The following is a 19,434-nucleotide window of genomic DNA, read 5'->3' as shown; positions in this document are numbered from 1 at the left end:
CTACTTCCCCAACAACTCCTTTGCGTTCTTCAGCGCGGCTTCGCCGGGCTTGCCGGTGCTGAGCATTTTGGCTATTTCCTGCACGCGTTCATCGCCGTTGAGGGTGCGGATACTGGTTTCGGTGCGTTGTTTGCCTTCCTGCTTATATACAAACAAATGATTTTTGCCACGGCTTGCTACCTGTGGCAAGTGGGTGATGGCAATGACCTGCAGGTTTTTGCCCATTTGTTCCATAATGAGTCCGGTACGTGCGGCAATATCGCCCGAAATGCCGGTGTCAATTTCATCGAAGATGATGGTGGGCAGCGCGGTGTGTTTGGCCAGCAGGGCTTTGAGGCTGAGCATGAGGCGCGAGAGTTCGCCGCCCGAAGCTACTTTGCTCAGCGGCTGTGCGGCCATGCCTTTGTTGGCGCTGAACAGGAAGTTTACCTTATCGGTGCCGCTTTCACGAAGGGTAGTTTCTTCGCTCATGTGTACTTCCAGCGTGGCGTTGGGCATGCCCAGTTCGTGCAGCATTTCCTGCACCGACTTTACTAATTTGGGCGCTACGGTTTGCCGCTTTTTGCTGAGCTGCGCAGCCAGCAGTTGAAGTTTGGTTTGCAGTGCAGCCAGCGCCGTTGCTGCATTGTTAATCTGTTCTTCGAGCGAGCCGGCTGCTACAATTTTCGCATCGAGCTCGTTTTTTATGGCAAGCAGTTCTTCTACCGTTTTCACACCGTGCTTTTGACCGAGTCGGTAAATCAGATCAAGCCGTTCACTCAGGTGTGCAATGCGGGCCGGATCATGCTGTACGCTGCCATCAAGATCTTCGAGCTCGGCGGCAATGTCTTTGAGTTCGATGTGGCTTACGTGAAGGCGCTCGTGCAGCGCAGCAATAGCCGGATTGAACCGCGCCAGCTGCCCCACGGTATTCCGCACATCGGCCAGCGCCTGCAGCAGCGATTGCTCTGCACCATCTAAGGTGTAAACCGCTTTGCTCAGTCCGCTTTTAATGGTCTCCGCATTTTCCAGCGTTTGCAGTTCTTCTTCGGCGGTGGTTTGTTCGCCGGGCTGGAGCTGGGCTTTATCCAGTTCGTCGAACTGAAAGCGGTTAAACTCCAGTTCGCGGCGCGAAGCAGCTTCCTGCTCGCGGAGTTCGTCGAGCTGTTTGCCCAGTTTTTTGTACTGTACAAACTGTGTGCGGTAGTCGTTCAGCAGTGCTTCATGCCCGGCCAGTGAGTCGAGCAGGGAAAGCTGAAAATCGGAATCATTGAGCGTAAGTGTTTCGTGCTGCGAGTGAATATCAACCAGCTTTTCAGTAATGGCGCGCAGCACGGTAAGATTAACCGGCGTATCATTAATAAACGCGCGCGATTTTCCTTCGGGATTTACTTCACGGCGAATGATGGTGGTGGACGCATAATCGAGATCATGTTGCTGAAAAAGCGGTTGCAGCGAAAAATCCTTTACTTCGAAATGCCCTTCCACCACACACTTAGTGGCTTTATCGGAAAGCGCGGCCGCATCGGCCCGCTGGCCAAGCAACAAGCCAAGCGCACCGAGGAGAATGGATTTTCCGGCGCCGGTTTCGCCGGTAATAATGGTAAGGCCGGGCTGGAATTCAATATCCAGCTTAGTAATAAGTGCGTAGTTGAGTACAGATAAATGGCGAAGCATAAGCAGGTGTAAAGTTACCGCCGGGAGCAAAAGAAAAGAAGAGCAGTTTGCGGCTGCTCTTCTTTGTTTTTCAACAATTGTTGATTGTGTTATGCGGTAACCTTGCCCAGCACCTGCGCCATGGTTTTACCAATCTGCGCGGGCGATTCAACCACGTGCAGGCCGCATTCGCGCATAATGGCCATTTTGGCTTCGGCTGTATCTTCTGCGCCGCCTACAATGGCACCGGCGTGGCCCATGGTGCGGCCTTTGGGTGCGGTGCGGCCGGCAATAAAGCCAACCACAGGCTTTTTGTTACCGTTTTCCTTAATCCAGCGTGCTGCTTCGGCTTCGAGTCCGCCGCCAATTTCGCCGATCATTACAATGCCTTCGGTTTCGGGATCGTTCATGAGCAGTTCCACAGCTTCGCGGGTTGTGGTGCCAATAATCGGATCGCCGCCAATACCAATTGCGGTGGTAACGCCAAGACCGGCTTTGGCAATCTGGTCGGCCGCTTCATATGTAAGTGTGCCTGATTTAGACACGATACCCACAGTTCCTTTCTTAAATACGAAGCCGGGCATGATGCCTACTTTGGCTTCGCCGGCAGTAATTACGCCGGGACAGTTGGGCCCGATCAGGCGCACATCGCGGCCACGGAGGTATTCTTTTGCAGCCACCATGTCTTTCACGGCAATGCCTTCGGTGATGCACACAATTACTTTTATACCTGCATCGGCAGCTTCCATAATTGCATCGGCAGCAAAAGCCGGGGGCACGAAAATGATAGACACATCGGCTCCGGTTGCCTTTACGGCATCAGATACCGTATTAAATACCGGACGATCGAGGTGCGAGGTGCCGCCTTTGCCCGGCGTAACGCCGCCTACCACATTGGTACCGAATTCAATCATCTGTCCGGCATGAAAAGTACCTTCGCTTCCGGTGAAGCCCTGTACAATAACTTTCGAGTTTTTGCTGACGAGAACGCCCATATCTGAAGTTTGGTTAAGTGCTTTGTTAAAACTGAACGGGCAAAAATAACAAATGCCCGCTGATCTGTGTTTTATTTCTGTACGAAATAAAAACGAGGAAGCTAAAATCCGCTTCCGGCAAGGCTTTAGTTCTTTTCATAGCGGTTATTAACAGCAAATTAATACCTGGCTGACCAAATAAATACCAGTAAAACATTCATTTGTCCATGTAGATACAAATAAATCTGCCTATTTTTGGTCAGCTCAACAAAAAAACGTCGCTATGATAAAAAAAGTACTTCTCCTATCTACCGCTCTTGTTTGTGGTATCGTGGCATTTGTAGGCATACAGCCGGCCATTTCCAATACCAGTGGTTCACCCATTGGTCGTTCCGGTGCTCCGGGCGATAATAATGGCGGCACCTGCACAGGCTGCCACTCGGGTACGCCTTCCAACCAGCAGGGGATTATTACCCACAACATTCCGGCTACCGGTTACACACCCGGATCTACTTATCAGATCACCGCCACATTTGCCGCTTCAAACAGCATAAAATACGGCTTTCAGGCTACTCCGCAGGATGGTAACGGCACGCAGGTGGGTAGCTTTACGGCTACCAATGCAACCGAAACGCAAACACAGAGTTCGGGAAAATACATCACCCACCGCGCTGCCGGCACATCTGCACCTTCAAATACCAAAACCTGGACATGGAACTGGACCGCTCCTGCCTCAGCTAGCGGCCCGGTTACTATTTACGGTGCATTCAACGCCACCAATAACCAAACCAACAGCAGCGGCGATCTGGTTACACTCAGCAACACCGGTCCCATCCAGCCCGATCTTTCATCAGTAACCGAGGCTCCTGAACTGGCTGCGCTGGTTGTTTATCCTGTACCTGCCCAAACCGAAATTACCGTAAATGCAGGCCGCAGTTTTGGTGCCACCACCCTCACACTCATCAGCCTTGATGGCCGCCGTGTGAATGAAATCAAGTTCGACGAGTTTACAAACTCAGGCACAAGCATCGACATCAGCACTTTGCCGCAGGGCGTATATTTCCTGCAGTTTGAAAGCGACGGAAAAACAGCCATCCGCCGCTTTATGAAGATGAATTAAGATTCTCCGCACACCAATAACGAAAAGCCCGCGCTCAGGTTTCTGAGGCGGGCTTTTTAGTGGAAGTAAATCGCGGCTTACTCGCCAAACTTAATCAAAAATTCAGGGTTGATGGCTTTGAATGTAAAGCGGCCACCCTGCATTTTCTCATTCGCCAGAAAGGAATTGCAGGTTTCGGTAAGCGGACGGATCACAATTCCTTCGGCCCACACATCGGGAGCTATTCTGCTTTTTACGGTGGCCATTTTTACAATGGCATCAATGTCGTTTTCGAGCGTATAGTTTTCGGAAAGTACAGGAACCATTTCAAGTTCAAGTTGTTTGAACAAATGAGTAAGTTCCTGAAAACTAAGGTAGCTGTGCGTGTCTATATCAAACGCATTGAAAAAGCGAACGGTTTGCCCTCGCAGACGAAGTTTATTACTCTGAATGCTTTCGCCGATAAGCTCGCCCTGAAGCGCAAAGTTTTTGCCCAGCGAACGGATTTTCTGCTCAATATTCAATTCACGCGCTACTTTCCAAAAACTATTTGTAGCATCTTCGAGCAATTCGAGGTTTTTGCTGCATACACCAAACTCACCGTTGTTAACAAAGTACGTAGCCGAACTGCCGTCCAGCTTTTCGGTAATGTAGCATGACGTTCCCTTGCAGGTATTCAGCATGTTTTGCAACACCTGCACGCGGGTTTCGTCGGTTTTGGGAATAAACGAAGGGAAACGTCCTTTGGCCACACCACCCAGACAGGCTGGAATGGGTGGTTCGTATTTCGTTATTCCAAGCACATCGGTACAATCTGCATCTTCGGTAATTTCAAATCCCTCTGGCAATATCGAAAGCGGAAAGCATATACCTTGAGAAATCTGTCCGCGCAAACGCACGGTTCTGATGCGCATACCGCGCGGACGCAGAAACTCAAATTCCGGACGGTTAGGCATCTGACTGTCAATTTCGCAATATACCATCAGATCACCGGGATTGAATTCGCCCTTTTTTACAACTAATTGCCAGCCGAGTACGGTGGCTTTTTCAATGGCATCAGCGCCATCAATCGGTTCCAGCGCTTTAATGCGCTGGATACTTGCAAGTTTTCTCACAATAATAATAGATTGGGGGTTAGTACTGAATTAATTATGCGTTTTCGGGGTTGCGCAGCCGTAACAACCGCTCACGCGAGTACAAAAATAAGGGAAATCCGAATGCAAATCCTACTCCAAATATAAGTAGCACAAAAATCCACCAGCGCCTCATCTTTAAACGCATGCCTTCAACCATAACAAAAAACGTACCTGCCACTGCCCCCGTCCAGAAATCAAACGTAAGGCTGCGCGCGTAAGGATTGTCTGTCCACGTGCTGCGCACAAACTCCGCCACATCAAATTTTCCGTGGTGCTCCATCATACCCTGCAACACGAAATAAAATGTAATGCCGCCGCCAGCCAGTGCTAACAGCAAATAGAAATATTGAAGGTATTGACGCATGTGAAGATGAAAATTGAGTGGAACTGATCCCTTATTTTCCCAAAGTTATCGTCTCAACATGCATCTTTTTCCATACACAGCTATTTTTTTCAATAAAAAACGCTGCCCCACAAAAAATCATATACACCTGTATTTCAACAAAATAAATATCGTACAATCGTTTACAAACGTTTATTGTCGAAAGTAAACGCTTAAAACTTGCATTCACTCAAAAACCCGCCACACCTTTGCACCGTCGAAACAATCGGACTGCTTTCCGGAACAGTACAGGCAGCAGGTTTGCAAGACACACGGATTCAACGTTCTTTTTTTCTGTTACTTATTTTTTCACGTTACATTTTTTCAAGCAAGCATCGTATGAACAAGATCACAAGCGAAAATGAAGTTACAATTACCGGATTTGCAGCGATTGTACCGGTAATCAAAAAACTCGAAAACGGACAGCAGGTAGCAAGGCTTCCGATTGCACACCACACGGTAGCACCCAACGGACAGCGCCGCACACACTGGTACACCATTGTACTCTGGAATGAACTGGCGGCTGTGGCGGTACAGAAAATCAGTAAAGGCGATTTTGTAGGCTTTCGCGGTAAACTCAATACCCGTGAGTTTGAAGGAAAACACAACATTACGTATCGTGTTACCGAAATTCTGGCCGATCAGTTCTGGCTGAAAAAGGAAAATCCCGAACATCCCGACCAGCTTCAACTGCGCTGGGCCAGCTGACAGAGGCGGATAACGCCCGATACACAAACCACATTTACATTCACCCATTCAATGCTGCCAAGTGCGGCACAGTGTTTCTCACCCTTAACTTTTCAATTCACCCGTTTATTCATTTACTCTTTTCAATTATTCATCCTTTCACACTTACAATTTACATGGACACTCAAACCAAAACAGGCTTTACCCGCATCAACAACGTAGAAATTAACGGTCATCTGGGCAGCGATCCTGAACTGATTACCACCAAAAGCGGTCACAAAAAAGTGCGTGTTTCGCTGGCACAAAACACCTATACCAGCAACGGAAAACAGGTAAGCTGGTATTATGTAATTGGCTGGGAAGATCTGGCTGAAAGCATGGTGAACCAGCTTCGCAAAGGCGATATGGTTACGTTTAAAGGCCGCCTCCAAAGCCGCGAGTATCCTGACCCGGCAGGCAAAACACGCTATGCACTTGAAATTGTGGCAAGCAGTTTCACTACCGCTAATGTGCACGAACTTCAGCAGGCCGGTTAATTCCGGCTGCTGCACACTGAAATCTAATTTTATTCATTCATTTTCACTCTTAGAGCCTCTTACACTTACACAAATGGAAAATCAAGCAAAAGCCAAAGTAAAACGCATCAATTACATTGAAATTAACGGTCACCTGGGCAACGATCCCGAACTGATTGAAACCAAAAACGGAAAAAAAGTAGTGCGCTTTTCAATGGCACAGCATTACTTCCGCAATTCAGCCAAAAACACCAGCTGGTACACCGTGCTGGCCTGGGAAGAAATGGCGGTGCAAATGATGGAAGTGCTGCAAAAAGGCACACTGGTAAACGTAAAAGGCAAACTCATCAACCGCGTTTATACCGATCCTGGCGGCAAGACCCATCAGGTTTATGAAATTGTGGCAAAGGAGTTTTTCACCGAACCCGCATCCGTGAAACAGGCCGGTTAATTTTCCGGCCTTTAACTCAGCAAGCACGTTTACATTTTTATCTGTTTCATTTTTTCACTTTACTCGTTTACTCTTTTCTTATTCATTATTTATATCATTTCTTAACATGAACACTCACTTACCCAACACACAGCCCCGAATTTCGCCCGTTATTCACAATACCGCTATCCTTTCGGGCAATCTCTCGGCCGATCCGCGTCCGATGGCACTGCGCGACGGTACACAGATTGTGTGCCTCACTATTGTACAGCACCACATGATAAACGGCCGCAAGGAACGCTACTGGTTCCGCATTCATATTCAGGGCGATATGGTGAATGATGTGGTAAGTATGCTCCGCAAAGGCGACCGCGCCGGTTTCAGCGGTATGCTGGTAAGCCGCAACTATGTGCGTGATGATAACCGTATGTTTCACATCATGGAAATGGAAGCGCACGAATTCTGGGTGGAGAAAAAATGCAGCCGTCCGCGTACAAACGAAGACATGATTGAGCTGATGGATTAACCCACCTCAACCGTACATGCAAACCGCAAAAATTGCCCCGAAGCCTCCCGGGGCAATTTTTGTTTTTGGCCCGACCGGCATTTTGCAGACAAAAACACCCGGTTGGCTGATTAGAGTTGCTGCAGCGCGAACCTGTGTCTTACTTTGCACAAAACACAAGCGATGGAGTTTGCCATTGAAACACATGCCCTCACACACCGGTTTGGTAAAGGGATATGTATTCCCGACCAGCTCAACCTGCGTGTGCCGGCAGGAAGCATATACGGCTTTCTGGGGCAGAACGGTGCCGGCAAAACCACCGTGCTGCGCCTGTTGCTGGGCCTTGTAAACCGTTACAGCGGCAGCATACGCGTGCTGGGCGATGAGTTGAAACAACACCGGTTGAAGGTTTTGCAGCACACCGGCGCGTTGATAGAATCGCCGGCGTATTATCCCCGGCTCACGGCAGCCGAAAACCTGCGTGTGCTGCAGCAACTGCGCCGCGTGCCGCAAAGCAGCATTGCCGAAGTGCTTGAAATTACCGGCCTTGCACACACCGGCCACAAGAAAGTGTCGCAGTTTTCGCTGGGCATGAAACAACGACTGGGCATTGCCGCCGCGCTGCTGCACAATCCGCAGCTTCTTATTTTAGACGAGCCTACAAACGGGCTCGATCCAGGCGGCATTATTGACCTGCGCGGCCTGCTGCGGCAACTGAACCGCGAAACCGGCATTACCATTGTGGTTTCAAGCCATTTGCTGGCCGAAATAGACAAATTAGCCACACACGCCGGTGTACTGCATCAGGGCAAACTGCTTTTTCAGGGACCGGTGAGTGAGCTGCACAGCCGCAGCAGCAACCACGCCATAGCCGAAACATCAGACAACCGCCGCGCGCTGGAAATTGCCGCCGCTGCCGGACTTACAGCCACACAGCAGGGCGAAATACTGCAACTAACCCACTGCCCCCGCGAACAACTTGCCGCCTTCAACGCGCAGCTGCATGCGGCCGGCATAAGCGTATTTCACCTCGCCCCCGCCCCCGGCGATCTCGAATCGGTTTTCATCCAACTCACACAGTAAGCAACTATGGCCGCACTCTTTTTCCACACCCTCGCCGCCGAATGGCTTAAACTGCGCCGTAGTCCCGCACTTTGGCTCACCATAGCCGGAGCGCTGTTTATACCGGTTATTAAACTGATTGAAGCCTTTGTGCAAAGCAAAAATTTCGCAGCGCACACCCATTCAGCTCAGTTCTGGCAGGGCTATTCGGAAAATTGCTGGCAGTTTATGAATATGTTTTTGCTTCCGCTCGGCATCATTTTTATCATCAGCATGCTTTTTCAAACCGAACACGGAAACGGCGGCTGGCGGCTCATGCACTGGCAACCGGTGCCGCTGCTCATGCTGTTTACAGGCAAACTGCTGGTGGTATTGTTTCTGGCGGCGCTGTTCTGGCTGGTGTTTACGGCGGGCATCTGGCTGAGTGCTGTTTTACCGGTGGGCATTATAGAGGATGCTATTGTGCCGGAAGACAGTTTGTTTACCGCCCGTTATGTTGCCCGCAGCGGCAAACTCATGCTGGCTGCCTTACCGGTAATTTCGCTGCAGTTTGTGCTGAGTATGCTGCTCCGCAATTTTCTTGTACCGGCCGGAATTGGCATCGCATTGTTTGTATCGGCACTCATTGCCTTGCAGTGGGAGTATGGCGCATTTCTTCCCTACACGTGGCCGGCACTCGAATTTGTGCAGGAGCAGGTAAGTGCAGGAAAATATTTTCACCTGCATGCGCTTCCCTATTTGTTTTCGGCTGGCTTCCTGCTTGGCGGATTTGCGTGGTACAAGTGGAAAGCGATTAAAGATTAATTTCGGGACATGCGTAAACCGGTTATTATACTTCTGCATGTTGGCTACTGGCTGATGTTTTTTCTGCTGCTGGCGTTAATGCTTGGTTTGCTCCTGCCCACATTTACCGAAATGCGCGGGCCGGGTCCGCATGATTTGGGGAAGATTGCCCGGCAATGGTTCACGCTTATGCTGGGCATGATGATTGTGCCCGGCGTGCTGGGGTTTTACATCAATTACTTCCTGCTGTTTAACCGCCTGGTAAAAAAGCGGCGCTGGTGGCTGCTGCTGGCTGTGAAAATTGCAGTAGCTGCGGTGTGCGGATTAACAGGGCTGGGAATTATGTTTTTGCTGAAAATAAGCATCATGAATAATCAGCCTATCAGCGGGCTTTTGTTTATTATTCTGCTGATCAGTTTTGAGGCCCTGATAAGCGGAATAATTGGTTTGGTAATGCGAGGTTTTATTGGCTGGTTTGATGAGTTCAAACGCAACGAGGAACAGCAGCGCCGCAATACTGAAATGGAACTTGCGCTTATCCGCGCGCAGCTTAATCCGCACTTTTTGTTCAATACAATCAACAATATCGACGTGCTGATAAACAAGGAACCCGAAACCGCTTCGGCTTATCTCAACCAGCTTTCGGGCATATTGCGTTACCTGCTTTACGAATCGCCGCAGGAACTTACGCCGCTCGACAATGAGCTGAAGCATCTGGAAAATTACATTGCATTGCAGCGCATCCGTTCGGCCAATCCGCAGTTTATACATTGCGTGGTAACCGGCAGCACGGCGGGCCTGCGCATTGCGCCTATGGTGCTGTTGCCGTTTGTGGAAAATGCGTTTAAGTATGCCACCAACAAAAAGCAGAACGAAGCCGTGCGCATTGAAATTGACATCACAAACCGGCAGCTCAGTTTCAGGTGCAGCAATTTTATTGACACACAACGCCCGGCAGAAAGCAATGGCGGGCTGGGCAACAAACTCATCAGCCGCCGCCTCGAACTGCTTTACCCGCACACGCACACGTTGCACATTGCGCAAACCGGCACGCAATACACCGTACATTTACAACTCACACTCACCGGCGCATGAAATGCATCATTGTAGAAGACGAGCCGCTGGCGCTTGAACGTACACGCGAATTTGTGCAGAAGCTTCCGCACCTGCAGCTCATTGCCGCGTTCGACAACAGCCTTGATGCACTTGCATTTCTGCGCACACACAATGTCGATCTGCTTTTCCTCGATATTCAAATGGATGAGCTCACCGGCATTCAGCTGCTCGAAGCCGTGGACGTGCAGGCGCAGATTATCATTACCAGCGCCTACAGCGAATACGCCCTTAAAGGCTACGAACTCCGCGTAACCGATTACCTGCTCAAGCCATTTACATTTGCCCGCTTCGTGCAGGCCGTGGAACGCGCACATGAAAATCATTCGCGCCACACACAGGCCGAAAAGAAATTCATCTTCGTAAAAACCGAATACCGCCTCGAAAAAATCATGCTCGATGAGCTGCTTTATATCGAAGGCATGCGCGACTACCGCCGCATACACACCACCAAAACCCGTATCATGACCCTGCAAACCTTCGGTGAGCTGGAGCAGGAAATTCCCCCGCACATTGCGCTGAGGGTGCATAAATCGTACATGGTGGCGCTGGGCAGGATAGATTCGGTGGAGCGCGAACGGATTCGTATCGGGGAAGTGTTGATTCCCATTTCAGATACCTACCGCGAAACCTTCTGGCAGGCAATAGGCACAAAGTAAACTGATCATTTCAATACATTTTTTCACCAGCCAAACGAGCCGGCAAATCTGTTGCGCCCGGCAGTTTCATTCAATCCAAAACGCACATGAACGTTCTCATCCGACTGGCACTTACCGCATTGCTCATGGCCTGGGCTGTATGGCCGTATTTTGAAAGCACAACCAGCCAAAGCGCGCTGGGCGGAGTATTGGCTATTGATATTGGATGGACTGTATTCATTGTTACAGCCTTTTTTGGCATGGTGGCCTGCTATTGCCTCACCCTGCAAAAATGCCTCAGCCGCATAAAGCCCGAAAACCGCAAAGCAGGTCCGGCTTCGGTATGGTATATGTTTGCGCTGCCGTTCAATTTTGTGGAAGATTTTTTCATTGTCATTCACCTCGCCCATTCGCTGGAAGAAGAGAAAAAATCAAATGCTGCATTGCGTAATGTAAATGATTTCGGGCTGGTATCGGGTATCGGCTGGTGCGTGGCGCAGCTGCTTTCGTTTATTCCGAATGTTGTGGGACAGGTAGCCGGTTTGGCGGGGATGGTGCTGGTGGTGTATCATTGGATGTCTATAGTGAAGATAAACAAGTTGTTAAGGGAGAATTTGACTCCCCAAAAAAGTCATTGAATTTAATCTTTGTATATTACCGATGTATTGCACACTACACTAACCTTCATCAGAAATAAATCTTTACAGTACCCCGAAAATGAGCTTCCTCAAAAACCTTTTCTCAGGAAAAAACCAGCCCCAAAAAACCAACTCATTTAAAGCCGGTGACATTTTTTATACAAAAAACGATTCGAAATTTTCACTCTTCAAACTTCTTGTGCATGATGCGGAGTTTGACTGCTACCATGTATTAGTCTATATGCCTGTTGATCGCTTACCAGATACCACACAGGTAAACGGGTTGAAAGTTATGGTATATCATTCGCCATTTGCCACATCGGCATTCAGTGGTGCTGTTTTGCTGGTAAACACCGGTGTAAAATCGGATGACTTAATCGGCTACCACGAATATTTGCGTCAGACACAGGCTCCCGAGCACTATGTGCCGTTGGCCAACAAGTACTACCAAACCGCCTACGAACTTACCAACGAAAAAAAATATCACGAAGCCATTGACGAGTATTCAAAAGCAGTAGATCTTTTCCCTGCGTTTTTTGAGGCAATAGACAATCGCGCATTTTGCAAAATGGATTTGGGGCTTTGGAATGAGGCCATTGAAGATTTCAAGCTCTCACTGATGCAGAACCCCGGAACTGTTTTGGCTGAGTTTTCGATTGGCGAATGCTATTTCAAAATGCGCGATTATGAAAACGCCAGAAAGCAATTCGAAAAAGCACATCAGATTGATCCTGATGATCCGATGCCGATAAAATTCCTTGCAAAAGTAAATGAGTTGTTGGGACGCTAACGACAATAATCCATCAAGGTTTATTCAACAGATATTCAAGTACAGAATAATAACGGCGAAGGCAATTATTTTTCTCGTATGAAAAAATTCTCGTTAAAAAAGACCAACGGTCACACCCTCGAACAAATACACGCCGAAATTAACGCAGGGGGTAAATTTGTCACTTATGGGTATTGCATTTCTGTTATAGCTTTTACTTACCGGCTTATTTCCTCGCCACACTTCATAAAAGCCGGTGAAACCAATTCGAAATACCGGTTGAAGTATAATTTGCTTTCGTTAATTTTTGGCTGGTGGGGATTTCCCTGGGGACCGATACATACCATAGAAATGGTGCGGGTAAATATGAAAACTGGCGGTGTGGACATTACAGATGAAATTATGGAAAAGATAAATTTCCAGCATCAAAATAGCAACCAGAAAGAAGTGCTTGCGTTTGATCTAACCGTTGAATATGCCCCGGAAGAACTCATCAGTTAGTATTTTTCAGCCGGCAGATATTCGCTTTTGTATCGCATTTATTCAATCAGAGCCCATAAACATCATTTCTGGTATCTATTTTTGAGTATGCAAATCGGATATTGGGTTTCAATAACTCTGGTGCTTACCTTTTTCTCGTGTAATTATCTGCGTCAGAAAAGTAACACTTCTGATAAACAAGTTTCTGATCACATACAATATAAATCAGAAAACTTAACTCAGGCAGTTTCCTTTATCAACTCTGGAGATACTGTCAAGAGACTGAAAAAGGATGATTATCCGGTAACAGAAGATATGATAAACGCCCTGAGAGTGAATAATTCTGACCGGGTTTTCTTCAAGAATGATTCACTGCAACAATGCCTCATCTTTGATATGTACACCGATGGACATCGTCTGGCTATTTATCATTTCAATTCTGCTGAAATTCCATATCAGCTAATTGAAATTATTGAACTGTACGATGAGCAAGGAAATCCGATTCCCAACGACAAGAAATTACCTGAATTAAACAGATTAATTAAAAAATCGTTTGACCTGCCTCAATCATACTTCACTTCCCAAAAAGGATTAAAAATTGGTTGTTCCAAAGAAAGTGCAACCGCTATCTATGGTTTGCCTGATAAAAAATTAATGGAAAATGGTACTGAAAAATATGAATGGGCTTATACAGGCGACATACTGTACGATGGAAAAACAGATTTAAAAGGTAAACCGCTCGCACTGCATAGTTACGGTCATAAAGTAACCATGTTGTTCAAAAACAATACACTTACCGGCTACATTCTGCACAATGATATTCCCTGAAAAGGTTTTACTTAAATAGGTAACCTGTACTTTGTCATTCTCTATCCCTTCCGCTCTGAAAAACCATTCTCGCTCTCACTCTATTTTTTCACTCTCATTCTCGCTCTCACTCTATTTTTTCACTCTCATTCTCGCTCTCACTCTATTTTTTCACTCTCACTCTCATTCTCGCTCTCACTCTATTTTTTCATTCTCACTCTCATTCTCACTCTCATTCTATTTTTTCACTCTCATTCTCACTCTCATTCTCGCTCTCACTCTATTTTTTCACTCTCACTCTCATTCTCGCTCTCACTCTCATTCTCACTCTATTTTTTCACTCTCATTCTCACTCTCATTCTATTTTTTCACTCTCATTCTCACTCTCATTCTCGCTCTCACTCTATTTTTTCACTCTCATTCTCACTCTCACTCTCATTCTCGCTCTATTTTTTCACTCTCACTCTCATTCTCGCTCTCACTCTCATTCTCGCTCTCACTCTCATTCTCACTCTATTTTTTCACTCTCATTCTCACTCTCATTCTCGCTCTCACTCTATTTTTTCATTCTCACTCTCATTCTCGCTCTCACTCTATTTTTTCACTCTCATTCTCATTCTCATTCTCGCTCTCACTCTATTTTTTCACTCTCACTCTCATTCTCACTCTCGCTCTCATTCTCATTCTCACTCTCGCTCTGAGTAACCACCAACCCGTCAAACGCAATAAACACTCCTTCCGGCAATTCCCCCTGCACATCCTCATGCATCCCCATCTGATGCGAAATATGCGTGAAATAAGCCTTCTCCGGCCGTAAATCACGCACCACATCTAAGGCTTCATTCAGCGTAAAATGCGAAATATGTGTTTCACGCCGCAGGGCGTTGAGCACAAGTACCTTGCAGCCGCGTATTTTTTTGCGTTCCTCCTCCTCTATCCGGTTGGCATCAGTGATATATACAAAATCGCCCACGCGGAAGCCGAAGACCTGCAGCTTGTGGTGAAATACTTCCACCGGCAGAAACGGTACTCCGGCTACGTGAAAAGGCGCATTGCCAAATTCAATAAGTTCAATTTGCGGGATGCCGGGATATTTCGGCTCTTCGAAAATGTAGGCAAACTCGCGGCGGATGGCCTGCTGCACGCGCGTTGTAGCGTACACGGGCATCACCATTTCGTTGAGAAAATTGTAGGCGCGCACTTCGTCGAGGCCGGCCAGATGATCCTTGTGCTCGTGTGTAAACACGACCGCATCAAGTTTGCGCACATCGTGGCGGAGCATTTGCTGACGAAAATCAGGGCCGGTATCGATGACAATGGTTTTGCCCTGTGTTTCGATGAGTACCGAAGTACGCAGGCGTTTATCGCGCACATCGGCCGACTGGCATACGGGACAGGGGCAGCCAATAATTGGAACGCCCATAGAAGTGCCGGTACCGAGGAATGTAATGCGCAAAGTTGGTTGGGTTACTGCCGTAAAGTTACGTGTTGCCTGCATACGTGCGTTGTGTGTATGTGGCTTAATTGTACATTTATATCGGCAGGACATTTATTCCGGCCTCAGCGTATGAACATCCGATTTATGGGCGCAGCCCGCACCGTTACCGGCAGCCGGCACCTGCTTACGGTAAACAACCACCAGATCCTGCTCGACTGCGGCCTGTTTCAGGGCAAAAATGAAGGCGGCGCCGATCGCAATATCCATTTTGGCTTTGATCCGCATCAGGTGCATTGCGTAATCCTTTCGCACGCCCACATCGACCACAGCGGGATGCTGCCGCGCTTAGTGCGTGAAGGATTCAGCGGAAAAGTATATTGCACACCGGCAACTGCCGATCTATGCGAAATCATGCTGCTCGACAGCGCCCGCATTCAGGAAAATGATGTGCGTTTTGTAAACAAGCGCCGGCAAAAACGCGGACAAAAATTAATAGCACCGCTCTACAGCGAAGACGATGTGCGCGAACTTCTGCGACTGCTTGTGAAAGTGCCGTATGATACCGACTGGACCGTGAGCAAAGGTGTGAGTTTCCGCTTTACCGATGCCGGCCATATTTTGGGAAGCGCAGCAGTAAGTTTAACGCTGACCGAAAACGAACGCACTGTAAAACTGGCCTTTACCGGCGATGTGGGACGCTTTCACGACCTTATTTTGCGCGAGCCGCAACCGTTTCCGCAAGCCGACATTATTCTCTGCGAATCGACCTACGGCAACCGCCTGCACGACAGCACCGAAGACTCGGCCGCACAGCTGCTGGAAGTAGTGCGCCACACCTGCGTGGAGAAAAAAGGCCGGCTGCTGATTCCCAGTTTCAGCCTCGGGCGCACTCAGGAGATTGTTTACACCCTCGACCGCATGAAAAGCGCCGGACTCCTGCCCCCGATTCCGGTGTTTGTGGATAGTCCGCTTTCTACAAACGCTACAGACATTATGCGCAAGCATCCTGAGAATTTCAACCAAGACATTTTGAAATACATGGAAACCGACCCCGATCCGTTCGGGTTCAACGGTCTCGAATACATCCAGGAAAAAGAAGCCTCGCAGGCACTCAACTACGAAGAACGTCCGTGCATTATCATTTCGGCATCGGGCATGCTCGAAGCCGGACGTATCAAGCACCACGTTAAGCACGGCATCAGTGACGAGCGCAACACGATATTAATTGTTGGCTATTGCTCGCCCGGCACATTAGGTTCGGCATTAGTTGGCGGCGCAAAAGAAGTCCGTATTTTCGGCGAACCGCACGAAGTTAAAGCCGAAGTAGTTCGCATCGGTTCCTACAGCGCCCACGCCGACCGCAACGAGCTGATTGACTTTCTGAAATGCCAGGATCCGGGAAAAGTAAAACACGTTTATCTCGTACACGGCGAAACCGAAGCGCAGAACGAGTTTTCGAAATACCTGATTGAAACCGGTTTCAGAAGTGTTTCGGCGCCGGAGTTTGGGGAGAAAATTGAATTGTAATTCAATCTTCAACACGAGCATTTCAGGCACATTGAACTTTTGACGGAAAAATAGCAGTTAAAACTTAACACCAAAATTTAGCGTCCCTACATAAAACGGAGCTTCACCATCAAAATTCCGAATCGGATGCGGGTTAGTTTGTGCCGCCAGGTAGTAAAAGCCATGCTGTGAGCTGATGTACGGGCTGATTCTGAGTTTATCACGTTTTTCTTTTTTAATAAATTCCCAACGATAACCGGCCAATAAACCTAATTCATAATCCCAGCTGGTATAATTTTTCCCATCAATTACATTGTTCCGGTTACAGCCCGGCCCGAATGCCTGATACACTTCGGCATGCAGGCCTTTCCAGAAAAACTGCCGGTAACCGAATGTAAGTGCATAATTGGCAAAATCGCCTTCATCTTCCCTGAATTCAAACGGCCTGATGTGAAAACCCGCATACACATCGCCCGCCAGTTCATTTCGTCGCCAGGTTTCATAAGTAAACTGCCCTTTATAAATATTGCCCGGAAAGATGGGCCAGAGTAAATTCACTTCGGCTCCCCATTTCTTTACCGCTACATTTTCAGGCTGCGCAAAAACTGTGGTAAATGCGCTGAGCAACATTGTAACAAGTATTCCTGCCTTTTTCATTGAACCATTTTTTTGATTGTGAATAATGGCCCAAAATTGAGCAGGCAGTCAGCCAAAACTCATTGACTCTGATCAATAAATAAATTAAAACGTAAACCGGCTTACTGTCGTGCCCTGATGCGGCTCAGTGTTTCGGGTTTTACGCCGAGGTAGGAAGCCAGCATATACTGCGGCACATCCTGCAACAGGCGCGAATTGCGGGTGAGGAGTTCCTTGTAGCGGTCTTCGGGTGTGCTGTACAAAAAGGAATCGAGTCTTTTGGCAACCAGCAGATACAGGTTTTCGGCAATGAGCCGGCCCAGGCGTTCGATGCTTTTGTAACGTGCATAAAGCGCATGCAGATCGCTCCTGTGAATTTTATACACTACCGAATCACTCATCGACTCGATATAATGATCGGATGGTTGATGCGTGAGAAAGCTCCGGTAGTTTGATACAAAATCGCCCGGAAAAAAGAATGCGGTTACTTTTTCCTCGCCCTCCTGCATGTAGTAAAAACGAAACATGCCCTCGCCGATGAATGCAATAAAATCGCAGTGCTGCCCTTCCTCAAGCAAAAACTGTTTTTTGCGGCAGGTTTCTTTTACAATTACTGCCGAAAAAGCCTGCCACTCCTCTTCATTCAGTTCAATAAATCTGGAAAAGTAAGTTCTGATCTGCTCCATTTGCTGGCGTTAGGTAAATGTATTTGGGCCGTTTTCTAAGTTATGTGTTACGGTGCAACCGGAGTATTAATCTTCAATGGCAATAAATTTCACAGTTCGGGCTAACATTTACGTGTTCGTTTAAACAAAAACAACATTCCCGCAGAATTAACCAAAACCCTTACCTTTGTCTATCCATTTAGCCTTAAACACCAGTTCATACCCGATATGAGAGACCTGTTCGACAAGATCAGAGAGAACCGCGGCCCGCTCGGCAAACATGCCAAAGAGTCGCATGGCTATTTCACTTTCCCCAAGCTGGAAGGCGATATCAGCAACCGTATGATTTTCCGCGGCAAAGAGCGTTTGGTCTGGAGCCTGAACAACTACCTCGGTCTGGCCAACCACCCGGAAGTGCGTAAGGCCGATGCCGACGCCGCTGCCCAGTATGGTTTTGCCCAGCCCATGGGCGCCCGCATGATGTCGGGCAACTCAAACTTCCACGAACAGCTGGAAGCCGGCCTGAGCGAACTGGTGAAAAAAGAAGATACCATCCTCTGCAATTTCGGCTATCAGGCCATGGTTTCGGCCATCGACTGTTTGGTTGACCGCCACGATGTGATTGTGTATGATGCTGAGTCGCACGCCTGCATTATCGACGGTGTGCGCCTGCACATGGGCAAGCGTTTTGTGTATCCGCACAACGACATAGCCAACCTCGAGAAGCAGCTTGAGCGCGCTACCAAACTGGTAGAAGGCACCAACGGTTCCATCCTCGTGCTTACCGAAGGCGTGTTTGGCATGAGCGGCAACCAGGGCAAGCTGAAAGAGATTGTAGCACTGAAAAATAAATTCAATTTCCGTCTGTTTGTTGACGATGCGCACGGCTGCGGTACCATGGGCCCCACAGGCGGCGGCACCGGCGAAGCACAGGGCTGTCAGGACGGAATAGACATTTACTTCGGCACCTTTGCCAAGTCGTTTGCCCTCATCGGCGGCTACATTTCATCAACCGAAGACGTGGTAGAATACCTGCGCTACAACATGCGTTCGCAGATTTTCGCCAAATCGCTGCCGCTGCCGCTGGTGGTTGGCCTGCTCAAGCGTCTGGAGCTGATGAACAAACACCCCGAACTGCGCGAACAGCTCTGGACAATAACCAACGCCCTGCAAAGCGGGCTGAAAGAAGCCGGTTTCAACATCGGCACCACTTCATCGCCCGTTACGCCGGTGTACCTCAACGGTTCTATTCCTGAGGCCACCAACCTCATCCTCGATCTGCGCGAAAACTACAACATCTTCTGCTCCATGGTGGTTTATCCGGTTATTCCGAAAGGCCAGATCATTCTGCGCCTCATTCCCACCGCCGTACATACGCTCGACGATGTGAAATACACCGTTGATGCGTTTTCTGCCATCCGCAACAAACTTGTGTCGGGCCAGTACCAGAGCGAGAAAATTGCCGCTTTTTAATTTTTTCACACACATGCACACACAGGCTGCCCGCAAAGGCAGCCTGTTTTTTTCTGCCAAGCC

22 protein-coding genes are annotated in these 19,434 nt (G+C 48.3%); 15 read left to right on the top strand and 7 right to left on the bottom strand.

What is annotated here, in order from left to right:
- Positions 1-1,656, bottom strand: a complete 1,656-nt coding sequence (recN, locus tag IM638_14145; GenBank protein ID MCA6364174.1) for a DNA repair protein RecN — start codon at positions 1,654-1,656, stop codon at positions 1-3.
- Positions 1,657-1,745: 89 nt separating this feature from the next.
- Positions 1,746-2,630 (bottom strand): succinate--CoA ligase subunit alpha, encoded by an 885-nt coding sequence (gene sucD / locus IM638_14140; protein ID MCA6364173.1) that lies wholly within the window; start codon positions 2,628-2,630, stop codon positions 1,746-1,748.
- Between the two features lie 262 nt (positions 2,631-2,892).
- Between sucD and IM638_14135 the strand changes: the two genes are divergently transcribed.
- Positions 2,893-3,729, top strand: a complete 837-nt coding sequence (locus IM638_14135) for a T9SS type A sorting domain-containing protein (protein MCA6364172.1) — start codon at positions 2,893-2,895, stop codon at positions 3,727-3,729.
- Positions 3,730-3,806: 77 nt separating this feature from the next.
- Here the strand turns inward: IM638_14135 and IM638_14130 are convergent, their stop codons facing one another.
- Together IM638_14130 and IM638_14125 are read right to left on the bottom strand one after the other, a co-directional pair.
- The gene (locus IM638_14130) at positions 3,807-4,823 is read right to left on the bottom strand and encodes an RNA ligase (ATP) (protein MCA6364171.1); all 1,017 of its coding nucleotides are present in this window, start codon (positions 4,821-4,823) and stop codon (positions 3,807-3,809) included.
- A 34-nt stretch (positions 4,824-4,857) separates the two neighbouring features.
- Positions 4,858-5,208 carry a DUF2834 domain-containing protein gene (locus IM638_14125; protein ID MCA6364170.1) on the bottom strand — a complete coding sequence of 117 codons (351 nt, stop codon included), beginning with the start codon at positions 5,206-5,208 and terminating at the stop codon, positions 4,858-4,860.
- Positions 5,209-5,565: 357 nt separating this feature from the next.
- Between IM638_14125 and IM638_14120 the strand changes: the two genes are divergently transcribed.
- From IM638_14120 to IM638_14065, 12 genes are all read left to right on the top strand, one after another.
- Positions 5,566-5,934, top strand: coding sequence for a single-stranded DNA-binding protein (locus IM638_14120; protein MCA6364169.1), 369 nt, complete (start codon positions 5,566-5,568; stop codon positions 5,932-5,934).
- Positions 5,935-6,089: 155 nt separating this feature from the next.
- Positions 6,090-6,449, top strand: a complete 360-nt coding sequence (locus tag IM638_14115) for a single-stranded DNA-binding protein (GenBank protein ID MCA6364168.1) — start codon at positions 6,090-6,092, stop codon at positions 6,447-6,449.
- Between the two features lie 73 nt (positions 6,450-6,522).
- Positions 6,523-6,879, top strand: a complete 357-nt coding sequence (locus tag IM638_14110; protein ID MCA6364167.1) for a single-stranded DNA-binding protein — start codon at positions 6,523-6,525, stop codon at positions 6,877-6,879.
- A gap of 106 nt (positions 6,880-6,985) precedes the next feature.
- Positions 6,986-7,384 (top strand): single-stranded DNA-binding protein, encoded by a 399-nt coding sequence (locus IM638_14105; GenBank protein MCA6364166.1) that lies wholly within the window; start codon positions 6,986-6,988, stop codon positions 7,382-7,384.
- Between the two features lie 162 nt (positions 7,385-7,546).
- Positions 7,547-8,446, top strand: a complete 900-nt coding sequence (locus tag IM638_14100; GenBank protein MCA6364165.1) for an ABC transporter ATP-binding protein — start codon at positions 7,547-7,549, stop codon at positions 8,444-8,446.
- Between the two features lie 6 nt (positions 8,447-8,452).
- On the top strand, positions 8,453-9,229 hold the full coding sequence (locus IM638_14095) for an ABC transporter permease (GenBank protein MCA6364164.1): 777 nt from the start codon (positions 8,453-8,455) through the stop codon (positions 9,227-9,229).
- Positions 9,230-9,238: 9 nt separating this feature from the next.
- Positions 9,239-10,303, top strand: coding sequence for a histidine kinase (locus IM638_14090; protein ID MCA6364163.1), 1,065 nt, complete (start codon positions 9,239-9,241; stop codon positions 10,301-10,303).
- On the top strand, positions 10,300-10,980 hold the full coding sequence (locus tag IM638_14085) for a response regulator transcription factor (GenBank protein ID MCA6364162.1): 681 nt from the start codon (positions 10,300-10,302) through the stop codon (positions 10,978-10,980). The genes IM638_14090 and IM638_14085 overlap by 4 nt, the downstream gene beginning before the upstream one ends.
- 86 nt (positions 10,981-11,066) lie before the next feature.
- The gene (locus IM638_14080) at positions 11,067-11,597 is read left to right on the top strand and encodes a hypothetical protein (GenBank protein MCA6364161.1); all 531 of its coding nucleotides are present in this window, start codon (positions 11,067-11,069) and stop codon (positions 11,595-11,597) included.
- Positions 11,598-11,676: 79 nt separating this feature from the next.
- Positions 11,677-12,387 carry a tetratricopeptide repeat protein gene (locus IM638_14075; GenBank protein ID MCA6364160.1) on the top strand — a complete coding sequence of 237 codons (711 nt, stop codon included), beginning with the start codon at positions 11,677-11,679 and terminating at the stop codon, positions 12,385-12,387.
- 78 nt (positions 12,388-12,465) lie between these two features.
- Positions 12,466-12,867, top strand: a complete 402-nt coding sequence (locus IM638_14070; GenBank protein MCA6364159.1) for a hypothetical protein — start codon at positions 12,466-12,468, stop codon at positions 12,865-12,867.
- An 87-nt stretch (positions 12,868-12,954) separates the two neighbouring features.
- Positions 12,955-13,674 (top strand): hypothetical protein, encoded by a 720-nt coding sequence (locus tag IM638_14065; protein MCA6364158.1) that lies wholly within the window; start codon positions 12,955-12,957, stop codon positions 13,672-13,674.
- Between the two features lie 610 nt (positions 13,675-14,284).
- Here the strand turns inward: IM638_14065 and IM638_14060 are convergent.
- Positions 14,285-15,109, bottom strand: a complete 825-nt coding sequence (locus IM638_14060; GenBank protein ID MCA6364157.1) for an MBL fold metallo-hydrolase — start codon at positions 15,107-15,109, stop codon at positions 14,285-14,287.
- 111 nt (positions 15,110-15,220) lie between these two features.
- Between IM638_14060 and IM638_14055 the strand changes: the two genes are divergently transcribed.
- Positions 15,221-16,618 carry an MBL fold metallo-hydrolase gene (locus IM638_14055; GenBank protein ID MCA6364156.1) on the top strand — a complete coding sequence of 466 codons (1,398 nt, stop codon included), beginning with the start codon at positions 15,221-15,223 and terminating at the stop codon, positions 16,616-16,618.
- 57 nt (positions 16,619-16,675) lie between these two features.
- Here the strand turns inward: IM638_14055 and IM638_14050 are convergent, their stop codons facing one another.
- Both IM638_14050 and IM638_14045 read right to left on the bottom strand, forming a co-directional pair.
- Entirely contained in the window at positions 16,676-17,254 is a 579-nt protein-coding gene (locus tag IM638_14050; protein MCA6364155.1) for a hypothetical protein, read from the bottom strand.
- Between the two features lie 101 nt (positions 17,255-17,355).
- The gene (locus IM638_14045; GenBank protein MCA6364154.1) at positions 17,356-17,919 is read right to left on the bottom strand and encodes a Crp/Fnr family transcriptional regulator; all 564 of its coding nucleotides are present in this window, start codon (positions 17,917-17,919) and stop codon (positions 17,356-17,358) included.
- A 207-nt stretch (positions 17,920-18,126) separates the two neighbouring features.
- Here IM638_14045 and IM638_14040 point away from each other — a divergent pair, with 207 nt between their 5' ends.
- A complete protein-coding gene (locus IM638_14040; GenBank protein MCA6364153.1) occupies positions 18,127-19,371 on the top strand; it encodes an aminotransferase class I/II-fold pyridoxal phosphate-dependent enzyme in 1,245 nt (414 codons plus the stop codon).
- The last annotated feature ends 63 nt before the right edge of the window (positions 19,372-19,434 follow it).

It is taken from the genome of Bacteroidota bacterium (assembly GCA_020402865.1).
Lineage (GTDB): Bacteria > Bacteroidota > Bacteroidia > Palsa-965 > Palsa-965.
The sequence above is the reverse complement of the archived record's forward strand: the minus strand, read 5'-3'. Positions and strand labels throughout refer to the sequence as shown.